This window comes from Alteromonas sp. MMG017 (assembly GCF_018100795.1).
Taxonomy (GTDB): Bacteria; Pseudomonadota; Gammaproteobacteria; order Enterobacterales; family Alteromonadaceae; genus Alteromonas.
Genome location: NZ_JAGJDY010000011.1, coordinates 56,975 through 74,193, shown reverse-complemented (window position 1 = coordinate 74,193; position 17,219 = coordinate 56,975). Strand labels below are relative to the sequence as shown.

Genomic DNA, 17,219 nt, shown 5'->3' with positions numbered 1-17,219 from the left:
ATAATGCCCAGACAGTCGGCTCGGCGTTTTGCCACCAGCATTGTCACCGTTTCGCTACTTTTTGCTCTAGTGGGTTTTTCTTCGCCTACAAAAGCAGTTTCTAATGCCCTTACTCAGACTGTTCAAGAGTTTGTTCAAAGCGGCGCTTTCGAAGAGGCCGAGCGTCAAACCCTACTTGCTATTGAACAAGCTCATCAAAGCGGCGTATTGTCGGTTAGCACATTGTCGGCCAATACATTCTTTGAGGTAGGTGTACTATTACAAAGTGCATCTCGTTTCAACGTTGCAAACGATGCGCTGTACGTTGCGTTAGATGGCTTCACCCGCCACGGCCAACTTATTGATATGGCAAAAACCTTACACCATCTTGGTACCGCACAACGCTTTTTAGGGAACTATGAGCAATCTATTGGCTACCTGCGACGTGCACAATCTATTGCGCAAACCCAAGGGGTCCTCCCGTTAAATGCGACCATTCAAATGGAAATTGGTCTTGTCCAAAAAGAACAAGGCCAAGTACAAGCGGCACTCTACACATTAAAAAAAGCATTGGGCTTGTTCCGAGTACAACATGACGATAAAAGTACCGGCCAAGGTCTAGCAACTATTGGTGACATCTACGCCACATTAAATCAGTTTTCTGAGGCGAACACCTATTATCAAGATGCACTACAGATAGCGAAAACCAGCGATGATAAGCCGCTTACAGCACAAATACTGGGTAAGATTGGCGCTTTACTGTTACTTAAGGGCGATATTGAAGAAGCGTCAGAAGCGCTTAAGTACGCACTAACCCTGTTGAAAGAGAATGGAGAAACGAATGAAATCTCCACCACCCAAGCGTGGTTAGGCGAAGCGCTGGTAAAAACCGGCGACACAGAACAAGGCTTAATGCTACTTGAAGAGTCACTTGCGGTAGCTAAATCTACCGGTCAGCAAAAATTACTCCAACAATCTCGCCTTGCACTGGCCAATGCAATGATGTCGTTGCAACAATTTGACGATGCACTGGCATATGCAAAAAATGGCACTATTGAAGCAAGACGGCGTGGTGATTTGCGCAGCCAGTTGAACTTCTTATCGATTCAAGTGAAAGCCTTAGCAGCAAAGGGAGAGTTTAAGCGCGCATTAGATATTCAGTCGGTGTTGCAAAATATAAGAGAAGAAGTGCTAAGTTCAGGTAGCGAGGTTGCTATTGCGCAGCTTCAGGCCGAAATAGAAATTGAGCGACAGGCACAATCAATTCAAGTACTGCAAAAAACCAAACAACTCGCACTGGCTGAGGCCGAACAACTTAACTTGCGCACAACATTGTTCTGGAGCACGTTAATTGCCGGGTTGTTAACACTATTTCTGATTTGGAGCAGATACACTCAGCGCCAACAAACCATTAGGCTTCGCCGTGAAGTTAAGCAGCGAACGAAAGAGCTTGAACAAAAAAACTCGGAGCTACAAACAGCCTATAAAACCCTTGAGCAAGTCAGTCTTCATGATTCGCTGACCGGCTTGTACAATCGGCACTACCTTGAATCTCAGTTGCCAGGTGAGCTTAAGCGTAGCTCTCATGCAAATAAGCATCAGCAAGGCCACAGCGAACGTAACCAAGATCTGCTTTGCTTCTTAATAGACATAGACCATTTCAAGCGTATTAATGACGAACATGGCCATTTAGCGGGCGATAAAGTATTAAGTCAGTTTGCCGATGTGCTTCGTGAAGTTTTCAGACAAACTGATTTACTCATTCGCTGGGGCGGCGAGGAATTTTTGGTGATTTGCCGTCACTCTATGCGAGACGACCTTCCTCAACTGGCAGAACGTTGCCGCGCCGCAGTGAGCGATAAAGTATTTCATATTGACGATACTCGCTCGCTTCGCGTTACCTGCAGTATTGGCTTTAGTATTCTTCCCCCTGTTGAACATGTGTCCTTCGAAGAGAGCTGGAAGAGCACATTTTCAGTGGTAGATTATTGTTTATACGCCACCAAGATGTCTGGTCGTAATGGTTGGATTGGGGTGATTGATACTAATAAAGCCCTGATTGGCGACGTGCAGCAAACCCCGCTTGATAAGAAATTTCATTTTAAGCAGTCATACATTTCTACATCATTTAACACGCTGTCGAGCATAAATTGGCCCGATGAGTAGGAGCGTACATTATGTATAAAGGTAGTTGTCAGTGTCAGGCCGTGCAATTTGAGTTGCCTGATATTAGCGAAGATGAGTTGGACGTTGAAACGCTATCTTGCAGTGAAACGTTTAACCTCACCATTGCAGGGGCACGTAAGCATCTAGTCATAGATTGCGCCCCCTCTATGTTAGGGGAATTGCAGCTATCACCAAGTCGCAAACAGTTTTTCTGTAATGAATGCTCAACGCCAATTTTTACCGAAGATGACCATGGCAATATTGGACTGCATGTCGCCTTTTACGGGCATGATTTATTAGCTAAACATCACAGCCAATACCATATCCCCTAACTAGGCAGCCCAGCTTCAATGCTTTAGAAGCCACCACATGAGCATTGACTCATGTGAGTTGTGCCAACGAAGTTGTCGCAACGAAGTTGTCGCAGTGAAACTGTCGACAAAAAGCCGTAACCATGACTTGTATGCTCAACTAAGCTTGTCGTAGCAGCAGGCTTTACCAAAATACGAAACAGAGAATTTATTAAAGGTATCGCACCAAATGATGCGATACCCAGAAGTGTCGCATCAAACCGCGCTTTTACTGATTAGTCTCACGCTGAACTTTTTAAGTCTTCCAAGTGGTATTTATCAATTAATGAATACAAGGTTGGGCGAGTAACACCTAGCAATTCGGCGGTTTTAGACATATTTTTATCCGCTTGGTGGTACGCTCTACGAATTGCCTTACTTTCGGCAACCTCGCGAACCTCGCGAAGATTCAATGTTTCAGACTCTCCACTACCATCAACCGCGAACAAACCTAAGTCATCAGGCTGTATAACAGTGCCTTCGGCCATGATCACAGCCGACTTAAGCTTATTTTGCATTTCACGAATATTGCCAGGCCATTTGTGAGCCAGCATGGAATTTATCGCAGATTCAGAAAAGCTCTTTGCCTTGGCATTAAACTCTTCTCGATAAATATTCAGGAAAGTACGCGCAAGCAGGATAATATCTTGATCTCTATCTCGTAGCGGCGGGATCATAATGGGAATTTCACCAATACGGTAATATAAATCTTCCCTAAAACGCTCTTCTGCCACCATGGCTTGTAAATCTCTGTGGGTAGCACAGACAACCCGAATATCCACAGGAATTTCGGCACGGCCCCCCACTCGCTCAATAACACGCTCTTGTAAAAAACGTAGCATTTTGGCTTGCAGCCCGATAGGCATATCACCAATTTCATCTAGAAACAGCGTACCACCTTGAGCGGTTTCAATTTTACCTAGTGTGGTTTTATTGGCTCCAGTAAATGCGCCTTTCTCATAACCAAAAAGCTCACTTTCTAGCAAATTTTCTGGAATAGATGCACAGTTAATGGCAACAAACGGTTTATCTTTGCGAGGGCTATGTTCATGAATACTGCGAGCAAACACTTCTTTACCGGTTCCACTTTCACCTAGCAGTAAGGTACTCACATCCGTATTCGCTATTTTTTCAGCTTTACGTACTACCGTTTGAATAGATTCACTGTTACCAATGATACGGCTCATACCTGTGCGCACTTTAGATAAAATGCTGTTTTCCAGCTCTAATTTACCCAAATTAAGTGCGCGATAAACAAGTAACTTTATGGTGTCTGAATCTATAGGTTTTTGGTAAAAGTCATAGGCACCAAAGTTTATAGCCTTAAGGGCATTCTCTTTTTCGTTATTTCCGGTGACAACAATGACCTTGGTTCTAGGCGCTAAGGCGATAATATCTTGTAATATTCTCAAGCCTTCAGACGCATTAGCTGGGTCGGGTGGCAATCCTAAATCTAGTGTAACGACTTTAGGCTCATACCGGCGCAGCTGCGCAATTGCCGAGGTATGATCGTCAGCAAAAACAACGTCGTAGTCGGTTAAGCTCCACTTTAATTGTTTCTGTATACCTAAATCGTCATCTACCACTAAAACGGTATCTGTCATCAGTCTGTTCCTGTGTTACTTCTTCCGTATCAACATAGGTTGGTTGTTATCGCTCACTTTGCTCAATGAAGCGTGAATGCTAGCGTAAAACAACTTCCTTTCCCTGGTTCACTTTGAACGCTTATTTTACCACCAATAGATTCAAGGTACGTTTTCGCATCGTACGCACCAATTCCCATTCCTGCGTTTCCTTTCGTGGTATCGAAAGGTTTAAACAAGCGATTTTCGATGAAGTCTTGATCCATTCCGGTTCCCGTATCCTCTATCATTACATATTGAACACGGTTTTGGATGTCATGTGTTAATACTATATCTATTTCGCCGCTATCTTCGGTTGCTTGCTGCGCATTACTTATGAGGTGATAAAAAACATTGGCAACCTTTTCTTTATCAATTAATACCGGCTCTTCGCTGCTGCAGTGCACTTTGGGAGTGGGAGAAAGCCCCATACATCGATTTGCCACCACATCATTAATAATATGCGATAACGAGCACGATGTGTGAGCCCCATCATCATTAATCTTTTTATCGGTTAATTGCTTTAACATTTTATCCATACGCGCTTTGGTATGTTCCAATGTTTCAAATGTGTCTTCAATAAATTCAGGGTTATGTTTATGTTGCTGCGCATTCGCAAGGATCAAATCGACTTGCGCCATTACATTCTTTAAATCGTGCACAACAAACGCAGACATTCTATTGAATGCAGCAAACTGGGCATTCTCTGCCACCAACTTTGAAGCTTCATGATGGAACACAAACATACTTACTTGCTCGGTAATAGCATTAAGATAATCTCGAACTTCCCAATTTAAACTCAGTCGTTCATTATCCCCGGCTGCAAGTACAGCAAAGCCCCAAATTTCATCATTTTTATAAAACGGCAGGTAAAGCTGATAGCCCCAGCCTTTTAAGGTATTTCTGTCGATTTGCAGCCCTTTGTAATGAAATGGCTTGGCCTGGTATTCATGGACATCAATTAACCAAGTATTAGTCGCACAATACTCTGTAAGCGCACGAATGATGGTTAAATCATCTTGGGTGTCTGGTAACGGGTTAACTTGTGCCAACTGCTCGAAGTCATTATTTACCCGTTTATACAACTTGCCAGAGTCATATTCGATAGCTTCCAGTATGCCGCGAAGTGCACTTTCGTGAACCGTATTAGGGGCGTCCATTGAGCTAGAGAGTGTTTTTGTTAGTTTTATCCACTCTACGCGGTAATCAAACTGGTTAGCAAAAAAGTGCTTGGTGATAAAAACCTTACACTTGGTTCTAAATGAATTCGACAAAAATACGGTAACGAGCAAGGCAAGAGACAATACCACTAAGATGGTTTGTACCATGGCGCCCCAATTTCCACCTACGTAGCTGATGGCATACCCAATGATAGCCATAATGAAAAGGTAAGCGCCCGCTACCAGCAATAAAGAGCTATGTAGTACTACATCCCTGGAGATAAATATATCGACGCCCCAGTGCTTTATACGTCGAATGGCAATAACCAAAAATGGAATAAGAAGGAAATAGATATAGCCCCGAGCGGCAATGTAACTAACCTCAACCTGATTCACCATGGTGGCATTGGCGTAAGTAACAAAATCAAAAAGGTGGGTAGCGCCTAAATATAAAATTAACGGCTTATAAGCCCATTGGTCTGCATCCGCTTGACGGTAAATAACTTCCAATAAGATAAGGACTTCAAGCGCCAAAATAATCAGCATCAGATAACGCCAGGAGGCATCAATCCACAAGACATAGGGCAGCACTAAAGCTATGCAGCCGGGAAGTAATATAAAAAGAGTTGTGGGACGGCGCAGGACATCAAACAGATTGGTGAAATTGTTTTTCAGGCAACCTGCGAGGAAGAGCAACCAAGCAACTTGCCTGAGTGCATCAATGGTAAGCAACCAAGAAAGGCTGATGGGACCAAACAGCGCCGTTATCATGCTAGTAGACCAAAACAGCGTAGTGGCTGTGGCCAGTACCAATAAGTGATTGGCTAACCCAGGCTTTCGTACTGCAAAAAGTAATAGCATTAACAGTAAGTAAGCCAAACTGTTAAGGGCATAGCCTATATCTGAAATCATCCCTATTTATTCTCACCTAGCTTTTTTATTGTTCTCGAGGCTCTGTTTTTTAAGCTCTGTTTTTGAGGTTCTGGTGCAATCAGGTGGCGCTGACAGTAAACTAGGTTACTGCCAGCTTGCGCTAAAGGCCTACCGTTTTTTTAGTAACAATGACCCAATTGAATAGCCTGCCCCAAAGGAGCACAACACACCAACATCACCGGTCACTAAATCTTCATGGTTTAAGCCAAAAGCAATAACCGATCCTGCTGACGCCGTGTTCGCGTATTCGTCTAACACGATAGGTGCTTCATCAGCATTAGCATCACGCCCCAACAAACGCTTAATGATCAGCGTATTCATGTTGATATTCGCTTGATGCAACCACCAACGTCTTACGTCAGTTGCCGTTAACTGATGTCTGCTTAAGTGGTTTTCTATATGACTTGCTGCCATTGGGCAGACTTCTTTAAACACTTTGCGCCCTGCTTGATGAAAGAGCTTGTCTGCACCATATGGGTCTACATCTTCTGTACGAGTAACGTAACCAAAGTTTGAACGAATGTTGTTGGAGTACTTAGTTACCGCATTGGTACTCATAACATCGTAACTGTGTTCGCTATTCACGGTATCGGCAGTTTCTAATACCGTGGCTGTCGCAACGTCACCAAAAATGAAATGGCTGTCTCTGTCGGTATAGTTAATTTGCGGTGACACTAATTCAGGGTTGATTACCAATACACACTTAGCATTACCGGCACTTAGCATTTCGTATGCACGGTGCATACCAAACGTGGCAGCAGAACACGCGACTAGCATGTCGAAACCAAAGCCTTCAATACCTAACGCTTCTTGTACTTCAATTGCAATAGCGGGGTAAGCACGTTGGGTATACGCGCAAGATACAATAACCGCATCAACGTCTTGGGCGGTTTTATTGGCAGAAGCCAACGCCAACTTTGCTGCTTCTACTGCTATTTCTGCTTGGTGAGATAGCGCTTCATCTTCGCGAGCTTCAATTTTTGGTTTCATGCGCGAAATATCAAGCGCGCCTTCTTTTTGGTAAATATACCTGCTTTTAATTCCTGACGCTTTTTCAATGAACTCAGCACTTGAATAAGGTTTTGCAGTAACCTGTTGCGCTTCTATTTCTGCTTTATGCTCTTCGTTATACGAATCAACATACGCATTGTAACTGTCTACCAGTTCCTGATTTGTAATACTGCTTTCAGGGTGCCAAACACCCACACCGCTAACAACAATTTGTTGAGACATCTGCATTCTCTTTTTCTAATATTTCTGTTTAAGCCCTACGGCCATGACATAACGATGAAATAAGATAAGTGAAATCCGACAGACTGTTAGCAGGCAACCACAATCTGTACTCAGACAATTTGAGCGCTACTGCGCTGCACTTATCGTTTCAATGTTAATACGTATAGTTATAGCTTAACTCAAACCATCCCGTATGTAATCACCGCTCGACGATTTACCCTAGGCACAAGATGTACACGGTTTTTGCTTAAATAAAAAAACGGCGCCAAGGGCGCCGTTTCATTAAAGGTTTTTAGCTAGCGTTTTTGCTTAGCATTGTCTATCTAACATCTTTCACTTAGTTTTGAGTAATTTGCCATACCGTTACGGTGCCACTAACTTCGTTACCAACAAGTAACAAAGGAACGCCGCTTGCGCTATCATCTGCACTTACAAATACTAAGCTTTCTGGCGCCAAGTCGCCTATAACGTCGGTCGCTACTAGGCCTTCTGTTAAGTCGCGATTGATAATGTAATCTGCAAATTGCACATCGTAAGGGTTAGTTACGTCGTAAACGAATATGCCGCCCATGCGCTCAGTTCCAACAAACGCATAAGTTCTATCGCCAATAACACCAACGGTTAATGCTTCAGGCTCTGGGCCTTTATTCTCAGAGCGCGAATCGCCTGCGTTTTCATCATCACCATTGTTAAACGATGCACCATGAACCGACGCGGTAATACGCTCAAAATCATCACCTGAATCGAAAACCGCTAAGCCGTTTTGATCCCAAATCGTAAATGAACGTGAACCGTACGTATAAGCTGCGTCATACTCACCGTTTCCATCCACATCACCCATCGCGCTAGTGACAAGCAAATTATCTGCTTCCCCAGTCGCTTGTAAGTCAGCAAGCTCAGAGTTTGCTTCTGCCGTTAAGTCTTCAACCTTAACTTCATCGGTGTAAGCTAAACAGCCATCGTCTGCATCAAACGCTAATCCACCTTCACTTAGGCAGGTTGCTTCATCAGCAGAATCAAAGAAATATTCACGTGCGTCACCTTCGTTAGCAGTGACAATGAAAGTGGCATCTTTCCACGAGTAATTGGCAATCGTATCGGGCTGATACACACCGTAAAGGCCATCATACTGACCAAAACTCACGCTGCTATCTTCTTGAATATCAATATTCAAATCAGACCAGCTTTTCACACCTAGCCCAATAATTTCTACCGTTAGTTCTTCAAGATCGAGAATCGCTAAACCGTTATTTTCTTGTAGGCTCACGTACGCAACATCATTAGTCGCCGTGATATATTCTGGTTCTAAGTCTTGAGCCACAGTAGTAGCAATATCAACGCCTTTGATCGTACGGCCAGTTGGATTAGGGAACATCATTCCCTGCGCGACTAAGTCGTCTTGAGTGCTGTTAAAGTCCGTAAAGCTTACAGAAGTTGCTGTTTCTTCAGGCTCACCACTTGCAAGAATATTAATTACCGAGATAGAACCTTCTGGGTCAACCGTATAATCATCTGAAGGCTCACCTTCGTTAGCCACCAATACTTTTCCGCCATCTGGCGTAAATGTCACCATGTCAGGTAGGGCGCCAACAACCACAGAATCTAAAAATACCGGTGCAGAAGTGTCTAAACCATTATAGAAAAGTACGTAGCCGTTATCGGTTTTCACGTCAGCGGGTACTGCAACAGCCATTAGGTCACCACTAATTGCAATACTAGTAAGACTTCCTAACGTTACGCCGTCAATATCAGCAGGTAACGTAATATTACTCACCGTAAGGTTGGTAGTATTAATTGGGTCGCTCATTGCAGTAGTGGTAACTGTATCAGCAGCAATAACGGCTATAGCGTTGGTATCACCGTTAGTGGCATAAATAGTTTGGGTGTCAGCATGATATTGCACGATTTCTGCCGACGTTAGGTTACCCAAAAAGGCACGGGCAACAACGTCAAGAGAAACACCTAACGATGCATCGCTACCGTCAACACCATCGGCGCCATCAGAGCCCGCTTCGCCTTGCTCCCCTTGAGGACCTTGAGCTCCTGTTTCACCCTGTTCACCATCGTCGCCATCTAGACCACAGCCAGAAAGGGCCGCTGAGATAAGTAGCGCTAAGACGCCGTATTTGAATTTTGACTGCGCAGACATTTGATTTCCTTTTTATCATGTTGTTACGCCAAACCTCAGCTTGCCAAGAGGGCTACTAAATTCTCGCCTTCAGCGCGGGAACGAACCTATGACATACAATGTAGATTTAGCTATTATTTTTAATTACATCTGTATATAAGCTAGAGCCAGTGTATGACACAAATATTAATTTGGCAAAAGGGTAAATTTACAAATGAATAACACCCCGATTTGTAGTATTAATAGAAGCTAATATTGGTCTGCTCTTGCGCACTATACGTAACAAATATAAGAGTTGTAATTCACTAATATTTCTCTATTTCGCGACAACAAGGATTAAAATATGAAATTGAGGTTTACCGCATCAATCGCCGCAGTAGCCCTAGCAGTGACAGCTTGTGCTACATCGCCTACAGGTCGTAATCAGGTACTCTTATATTCTGAGTCTCAATTGGCAGAAATGGGCGACCAAGCATTTAGCGGAATGAAAGAAGAACTCAAAATTTCAAACAAAGCAGTTCAAAATAGCTATGTTGAATGTGTGGCAAATGCCATCACCGCGAAAGTCCCTACCAGTGTGTTCGATGGTACATGGGAAGTTGTGGTTTTTGATGATGATCAAGTTAATGCCTTTGCTTTACCTGGAGGGAAAATTGGCGTTTATACCGGATTATTAAATGTTGCTGAGAACCAACACCAGCTTGCGGCGGTTATCGGACATGAAGTGGGTCATGTTATTGCAGAACATGGTAATGAGCGTATGTCTCAATCCACGCTTATCAATATGGGCACCCAAGCAGCAGGTGCAGCTTTGGCAATGAACGAAGTATCTCAAACTGCCCCTATCATGGCAGCCATTGGTTTAGGTTTACAAGTTGGAGTTCAACTACCATTTAGCCGTACCCATGAGTCTGAAGCGGACGTTATTGGCCTTCAACTTATGGCGATGTCAGGCTTTGACCCTCGTCAATCTGTAAACTTATGGCAGAACATGGATGCAGCAAGTAGCGGCGAACGTCCTTTAGAATTGCTTTCTACTCACCCTGCCCCGCAAACGCGGATCAGTAACTTACAGGCAAACATGAACGCTGCGTACACTGATTATCAGGCCACTGGGTATAGACCTAACTGTGGCTAGTTATTAGCCGTCGCCAACGTAAAATAGAGCCAAAAAAAACGCCACATCAATGTGGCGTTTTTGTATCAGAGAATAAAAAATTATTCGCTGTCGTTTTTGTGAAGATGAACATCCATTTGTGGGAATGGAATTGAAATACCTTCTTGGTCGAAACGTAGTTTAACTTGCTCAGTGAAGTCGAACTTAACGCCCCAGAAGTCAGACGCTTTACACCATGGACGAACCACGAAGTTAACGCTGCTATCAGCCAATTCAGAAACAGCAACAGTAGGAGCTGGCTCGCTAAGGATACGCTCATCAGCACGAACCATTTCATTTAGAATTTCTTTTGCTTTACGTAAGTCAGCGTCATAACCAATACCAACAACCATATCTACGCGACGTGTTTCTTTCGCCGAGTAGTTAGTAATGTTGTTGCTGTAAATGCCACCGTTAGGAACAATAATTTCTTTGTTATCTGGTGTGGTCATAGTGGTAGTAAAGATACCAATCTTGTTGATAGTACCCGCAGTACCTGCAGCCTCAACAAAATCGCCTGATTTGAAAGGCTTGAATACAAGAAGCATTACGCCAGCAGCAAAGTTCTTCAAAGAATCTTGCAGTGACAAACCAATAGCTAAACCTGCAGCACCTAATATTGCAACAAGTGAGGTTGTATCAACACCAAGCTGGTTTAACGACGCGACAATAACGAACAACATCAAAATAGCGCTTATAATGGCTTCTAAGAAGTCCACCAACATTGCATCGTACTTTGATTTTGCCATTAGACGGCGGAATAAAGATAGAATGAATCCTACAACGATTCGACCAATAACGTAGATGACAATCGCCATGGCAATATTAATGCCCCATGGAATTGCATAATCGTTAATATAGCGTTCTACATCACTTGATGAGAATAATGATAAATTTTCTTCCATAATTTTGTCCTTGTTTTATCAAACATAATAAAGCTGAAATAAGGTAGCAGGCTTTTAGAATTACGCCAACGACTTTGAATCACAAACAGCCATTTTAGGTCAAAAGTCTAATATTTACGTGGCCTACAGCGTATAAATGTTATCCTAAAGTCGACTTTTTTCCTGCTAATTTTTTCTTCACAATTTCACTCGAGCTGTTTAAGCGTATTGTCGTAAATTCGTCATTAGGGTGTCATTTAAGCAACCTAATCTCAATATCTCGTCATGTTAGTTAGCAGAACAGAAAAGCACATTAGCCATAACGGACTATCGAAAAATTTTACGAGAACTGATGATTTTTTAGTCCAATTAGTGTAAAGTTTTCCGTCAAAATAAGCAGGATGCTTTATATAGACTGCAAAGCGCTGAAATACATTCAAAAAGAATGTGAACCGGATATGACGTTAGCAGGTATTGCTATTGTCAATTTTGTACAGCTTAGCAAATAGAATAAAAGGAATAATCTATGTTTTACTTTATATTACTGGCAATTATCGTAGCAGCATTGTTCTTGTATTCTTTAAGAACAGATAAAGGCGAACATACCAAATATGCACGAAAGGACGGGCAAGCAGTACCTCCTCATCAAAACGAAACGCAAAACACCACTTCAACACCTTCGGCAGCTTAACTAGCCCTAGTGCTATTAAGGCTACCGTAAATCTCGAAAAAATAGCTTTTTACAACGCATTGTAGCGATTTTCAGCTACGATGCGTTGCATCCACTTGCTCTAGCCACGTATCATATCCACATTATCCGCCATTTTTAGTTTCCCAATGCGCATACCAAGAATTTATTACCCCAATCCAATTCCTCTTGAAGAAGAATTTCAGTTAACTGAAGAAGCTGGTCATCACATTGCCAGTGTGCTTCGTTTGAAAGCGAATCATCCCATCGTACTGTTTAACGGTGACGGTAATGAATACAGCGCACAGATAATTAATGCTCAAAGAAAAAAGGTTTTTGTAGAAGCAGATGCGTGTTTATCGTTATCCAAAGAATCATCGCTAAATATTCATTTAGGCCAAGGTGTATCTAAAGGTGACCGAATGGATACGGTTCTGCAAAAAAGTGTAGAGCTTGGTGTTACCGAGATCACGCCTATTTTAACCGAGCGGTGCACCGTTAAACTAGATGAAGCCCGATGGGAAAAAAAGCTGATTCAATGGCAAAAAATCATCATCGGTGCGTGCGAACAAAGTGGCAGAAATACGCTTCCCTCGCTGAACCCACCAATTGCGCTTAACAAATGGTTATCTGAGTCGACCTCGAGTTCACGGTTAGTATTGGCGCCGGGTGCAGAAAAGCCGTTAGCGAGACAGCCATATAATACACAAGGTTTTCGACTATTAATTGGCCCTGAAGGTGGACTTTCCGAAGGCGAAATTCATCAAGCGAACGAAAGTGGTTTTACATCATGCAGTTTAGGACCTCGAATACTACGTACGGAAACTGCAGCCATTAGCTGTATTAGTATTCTGCAAGCCCAGCACGGCGATTTTTAAGCGATCAGTTTACGCGAGCTTTACAGGTTAACTATTAGAGAGTTTGGTTTTGCCAATACTTGATCTAAATGCTGAGTGCCCCCACTTAACATTTAGTGGTATTCATACCAGAACCAACTTCGACATATATAATGCACCAACAGCCAACTATCGCAATTAATGCGTAACGCTGTTGCCAATTTATCTACCTTTATCAAAGAGTGAGAACATACATGCAATACACCCTTGGCGTGATTATGGATCCTATCGCGGTGATTAAGCCGCATAAAGACACCAGCCTAGCTATGATGCTTGAAGCCCAGCGCCGTGGCGCAACTGTACTGTATTTCGAACTTAAAGATATTTATATCAATAATGGCAAACCAATGGGATTGGCTAGAACCATCACCGTGCGCGACCAAGCGACTGACTTTTACACCCTAGGTGAAGAGCATACTGTTTCACTTGGTGACATTAATGTGTTGCTTATGCGGAAGGATCCGCCTTTCGACAGCGAATTTTTATACGCAACCCATATTTTATCGCTTGCCCAAGACGAGGGCGCGCTGGTTGTAAATAATCCGCAAGCGCTTCGAGACTACAACGAAAAATTGTTTACCTCCTTGTTTCCTGAGCACATTCCTAACACGCTGGTAACTAATAATCAGAAGCTTATTCGTGAATTTCATGCCAAGCATCAAGATATTATTTGTAAGCCGTTAGATGGCATGGGCGGCGCTTCAATTTTCAGAGTGAAGCCAGATGGAAATAACTTAGGCGTAATCATTGAAACGTTAACCAACTTGGGAAAACGTTACATGATGGTTCAAGAATACTTGCCACAAATTAAAGATGGCGATAAACGTATTCTGATTGTGGACGGTGAAGTGGTTCCTTATTGCTTAGCGCGCTTACCGACTAAAGGGGAAACCCGCGGTAATTTGGCTGCAGGCGGAACGGGCAGACCCCAAGAGATTTCAGAAACCGATCGTGCGTTGGCTGAAGCCGTGGCTCCCACGTTACGTGATAACAATATTTTATTTGTTGGGTTGGACGTGATTGGCGAAAAAATCACAGAAATAAACATTACTAGCCCAACGTGCGTAAGAGAAATAGAGGGGCACTATAATATTAATATTATGGCCTCGTTATTCGACGCAATTGAAAAACGCCTGACAAACAAGTAGCTAATTAGCGTTTTGCACTAACAGTAGTTAAGTGAGAAGTAGAGGAAACAATGACAGAACTGAAAAGTTTACAAAACCACTTTCTAGTAGCGATGCCTTCGCTAGATGACCCGTATTTTTCTCGCTCTCTCACTTATATTTGCGAACACAATAAAGACGGTGCCATGGGGCTGGTAATCAATCAGCCTTCAACCATGAACTTGAAAGAGTTGCTTGAGCAAACCGACAAAGACATAACCGTGGCGGAAGATAAAGCCGAGCAAATTATTCTTGCTGGCGGACCGGTCAGCCAAGAGCGAGGGTTTGTTCTGCATTCCAGTCAAAGTGGCTGGGACTCAAGTTTGAACTTATCGCCTGACGTTATGATTACCACTTCAAAAGATATTTTATCCGCAATTGGCACTAATACAGGGCCAGATTCATCTATTATCGCGCTAGGTTATGCGGGCTGGACTGCTGGGCAACTTGAACAGGAAATGCAAGATAACTCATGGCTAACCATAGAGGCCGATGACGAAATTTTGTTTAACACACCTATTCATAAAAAGTGGCAAGCAGCGGTTAATAAACTTGGGGTAGATGTGTGGCAACTTGCACCAGGAGCTGGGCATGCCTGATATTGGTAGCAGAACAGTACTAGCGTTCGACTTCGGCACAAAAAGTATTGGGGTAGCAGTTGGACAAGAAATTACCGGTACAGCGTCGCCGCTTGCAGCCCTTAAAGCCCGTGATGGTATTCCAGATTGGAATGTAATTGAAAAGCTGTATGAAGAATGGCAACCACACCTTGTGGTGGTTGGTTTACCATTAAATATGGACGGCACCGAGCAAGAAGTCACCCAGCGCGCCAAAAAATTCGCTAACCGCTTGCATGGTAGATTCAAAGTAGCAGTGGATTTATGCGATGAAAGGCTTACCACCACAGATGCAAAATCTATGTTGTTCGAACTTGGCGGTTATAAAAAGCTAACTAAGGAAAAAATAGATAGCGTATCGGCCTGCGTGATTTTTACTAGCTGGGTTGAAAACCAATACGGCGACTAGCTACTCGCCGTTATCTGGACACTCACCTTTTCTATTAGCTGGACACCCACCTTTTCTGTTAGCTGGACACCCACTTCTACTAACTGGACATCCACTTATTTAGGCTTTGATTAGTGCGTCATATTTTCCACTTGGACACCCACCTTTTAAAAGGTTTGGAATTCCTTTTTTAACATGCGTTCTTTTAAGACACCCACTCTTTTTTCAGCCAGCTTTTAATAACTGCGTTCTTTTAAGACACCCACTCTTTTTTCAGCCAGCTTTTAATAACTAAGCCTGAGGCCGTCATTGCAAGACACCCACATCCCTAGCCTGAATTTAGATGGCCGGAATTTAGACACCCACAGTTCCAATTACGAATTACCGAATAAGTAAATCAGCAATCGGTAACGCTAAGGTCTACTTTCTCCGCACTTCCAGCAGGTATCAAAAGCTTCACCGTTAGGCTCATCACAATTACTACACACCCATGGAAATTTTTCGGCAGGTTCGTGGCTGTCCATTAAAGAACTCACAACCTTATTGGCTCTGGCAGACCAAGATTCATCAATTAGCCAAAGTTCAGGCTGTGATTCTTGCCATGGCAGTTCCCCCATCGCCCCACCTGCAAATTCGTTTTTCACTAGGTAAGGTATAGAGAGCGCATCGAGTTCACTTTTTACCGACTGAAGTAAGAAAGGGTCTGGCGACGTAAAAAGCTTAATCAAGAGTTTTAGTCATCCATATCTATCGAGACATTCGACAATGTGCCCAAGCTTGATCCATCGTTTGAATCTAGCTTAATCATTAGGCGCAAATCGTTGGGAGAATCAGCGTGATGTAATGCTTGGTCTAAATCAATACTACCCTCGCGATATAAGTCGTACAACGCCATATCGAAGCTTTGCATTCCTAACTCTTTGCCCTTTTTCATGGCTTCTTTCAAGCTACCAATTTCATTACGTTGAATAAGATCGCTCACTAGAGGAGAGTTTAATAGAATTTCAATTGCCGCTACCCTTCCCTCACCGTCTTTGGTTGGAAGAAGTTGCTGCGCCACGATAGCTTTTATATTTTGGCTTAAATCGAAGCGTAACTTGTCGTGCTGATCTTTTGGCGCTAAGTGCATAATACGCTCAATTGCTTGGTTAGCATTGTTGGCATGAAGTGTTGCCACACATAAATGCCCCGTATCAGCAAAAGACATGGCGTATTCCATTGTCTCCATTGAACGAATTTCACCAATAAGGATGACATCAGGCGCTTGTCGCAACGAGCTTTTTAATGCGTCGTCAAATGAGTGGGTGTCTATGCCCACCTCACGTTGAGTTATCACGCAAGATTTATGCTCGTGCACAAATTCAATAGGATCTTCAATAGTTAAAATATGCCCAAAAGAGTTACTATTTCGATGGCCAATAAGTGCTGCCAAAGAGGTTGATTTACCGGTACCGGTACCACCTACAAAAAGCACCAAACCCCGTTTTGACATAATGATATCTTTTAGCACCGAAGGTAACCCCAGGTCATCGACCTTAGGAATTTCGGTCACAATACGACGTACCACCATTCCGGCTTGATCTCTTTGCCAAAATGCTGAACAACGAAAACGCCCTAGGCCTTCTCGTACAATGGCAAAATTACATTCCTTGGTAGTATGAAAAGCCTCTTTTTGCTTTTCATTCATGGCTTCATGAACAAGTGCTAATGCATCTTCATCATTAAAAGAATTTTCCGAAATTGGGGTAAGCTTACCGTGCACCTTCGCGCTGACGGGAAAGCCCGCGGTAACGAATAAGTCAGAAGCAGATTTCTCTACCATTTTTTCTAAAAAGCTATCTAACATTACCCGT

General features: G+C 43.1%; 15 protein-coding genes. 8 read left to right on the top strand and 7 right to left on the bottom strand.

All coding sequences use genetic code 11. The features are described from left to right. The first annotated feature begins 3 nt into the window (after positions 1–3). Both J8L84_RS16610 and J8L84_RS16605 read left to right on the top strand, forming a co-directional pair. A complete protein-coding gene (locus tag J8L84_RS16610; protein WP_211071669.1) occupies positions 4–2,145 on the top strand; it encodes a GGDEF domain-containing protein in 2,142 nt (713 codons plus the stop codon). A gap of 11 nt (positions 2,146–2,156) precedes the next feature. Further along, positions 2,157–2,477 (top strand): ADP-ribosylglycohydrolase, encoded by a 321-nt coding sequence (locus J8L84_RS16605; RefSeq protein WP_211071668.1) that lies wholly within the window; start codon positions 2,157–2,159, stop codon positions 2,475–2,477. Between the two features lie 260 nt (positions 2,478–2,737). Here the strand turns inward: J8L84_RS16605 and prsR are convergent, their stop codons facing one another. The 4 genes from prsR to J8L84_RS16585 form a co-directional block, all read right to left on the bottom strand. Next, positions 2,738–4,099: a PEP-CTERM-box response regulator transcription factor gene (prsR, locus tag J8L84_RS16600; RefSeq protein ID WP_211071667.1), complete on the bottom strand. Its 1,362-nt coding sequence runs from the start codon at positions 4,097–4,099 to the stop codon at positions 2,738–2,740. Between the two features lie 62 nt (positions 4,100–4,161). Further along, positions 4,162–6,189, bottom strand: coding sequence for an XrtA/PEP-CTERM system histidine kinase PrsK (prsK, locus tag J8L84_RS16595; protein WP_211071666.1), 2,028 nt, complete (start codon positions 6,187–6,189; stop codon positions 4,162–4,164). Between the two features lie 129 nt (positions 6,190–6,318). Beyond that, a complete protein-coding gene (locus J8L84_RS16590; RefSeq protein ID WP_211071665.1) occupies positions 6,319–7,443 on the bottom strand; it encodes a beta-ketoacyl-ACP synthase III in 1,125 nt (374 codons plus the stop codon). A gap of 337 nt (positions 7,444–7,780) precedes the next feature. Further along, positions 7,781–9,592, bottom strand: coding sequence for a choice-of-anchor I family protein (locus tag J8L84_RS16585; RefSeq protein WP_211071664.1), 1,812 nt, complete (start codon positions 9,590–9,592; stop codon positions 7,781–7,783). A gap of 322 nt (positions 9,593–9,914) precedes the next feature. Here J8L84_RS16585 and J8L84_RS16580 point away from each other — a divergent pair, with 322 nt between their 5' ends. Next, positions 9,915–10,709, top strand: a complete 795-nt coding sequence (locus tag J8L84_RS16580) for a M48 family metallopeptidase (protein WP_211071663.1) — start codon at positions 9,915–9,917, stop codon at positions 10,707–10,709. Between the two features lie 80 nt (positions 10,710–10,789). On the opposite strand, the gene J8L84_RS16575 is transcribed toward J8L84_RS16580, so the two are convergent. Next, positions 10,790–11,632: a mechanosensitive ion channel domain-containing protein gene (locus J8L84_RS16575; protein ID WP_211071662.1), complete on the bottom strand. Its 843-nt coding sequence runs from the start codon at positions 11,630–11,632 to the stop codon at positions 10,790–10,792. 505 nt (positions 11,633–12,137) lie between these two features. Between J8L84_RS16575 and J8L84_RS16570 the strand changes: the two genes are divergently transcribed. From J8L84_RS16570 to ruvX, 5 genes are all read left to right on the top strand, one after another. Then, complete coding sequence (locus J8L84_RS16570) at positions 12,138–12,302, top strand: hypothetical protein (RefSeq protein ID WP_013782911.1); 165 nt, start codon at positions 12,138–12,140, stop codon at positions 12,300–12,302. 146 nt (positions 12,303–12,448) lie between these two features. Beyond that, positions 12,449–13,177 (top strand): 16S rRNA (uracil(1498)-N(3))-methyltransferase, encoded by a 729-nt coding sequence (locus J8L84_RS16565; protein ID WP_211071661.1) that lies wholly within the window; start codon positions 12,449–12,451, stop codon positions 13,175–13,177. Positions 13,178–13,389: 212 nt separating this feature from the next. Further along, complete coding sequence (gene gshB, locus J8L84_RS16560) at positions 13,390–14,343, top strand: glutathione synthase (protein WP_211071660.1); 954 nt, start codon at positions 13,390–13,392, stop codon at positions 14,341–14,343. A 50-nt stretch (positions 14,344–14,393) separates the two neighbouring features. Beyond that, the gene (locus J8L84_RS16555) at positions 14,394–14,960 is read left to right on the top strand and encodes a YqgE/AlgH family protein (protein ID WP_211071659.1); all 567 of its coding nucleotides are present in this window, start codon (positions 14,394–14,396) and stop codon (positions 14,958–14,960) included. Beyond that, positions 14,953–15,387 (top strand): Holliday junction resolvase RuvX, encoded by a 435-nt coding sequence (gene ruvX, locus J8L84_RS16550; protein WP_057789897.1) that lies wholly within the window; start codon positions 14,953–14,955, stop codon positions 15,385–15,387. Before J8L84_RS16555 ends, ruvX begins: the two co-directional genes overlap by 8 nt. Positions 15,388–15,779: 392 nt before the next feature. On the opposite strand, the gene J8L84_RS16545 is transcribed toward ruvX, so the two are convergent. Together J8L84_RS16545 and J8L84_RS16540 are read right to left on the bottom strand one after the other, a co-directional pair. Next, a complete protein-coding gene (locus tag J8L84_RS16545; RefSeq protein WP_211071658.1) occupies positions 15,780–16,094 on the bottom strand; it encodes a DUF2007 domain-containing protein in 315 nt (104 codons plus the stop codon). Between the two features lie 5 nt (positions 16,095–16,099). After that, positions 16,100–17,212: a PilT/PilU family type 4a pilus ATPase gene (locus J8L84_RS16540; protein ID WP_211071657.1), complete on the bottom strand. Its 1,113-nt coding sequence runs from the start codon at positions 17,210–17,212 to the stop codon at positions 16,100–16,102. Positions 17,213–17,219: the final 7 nt, after the last annotated feature.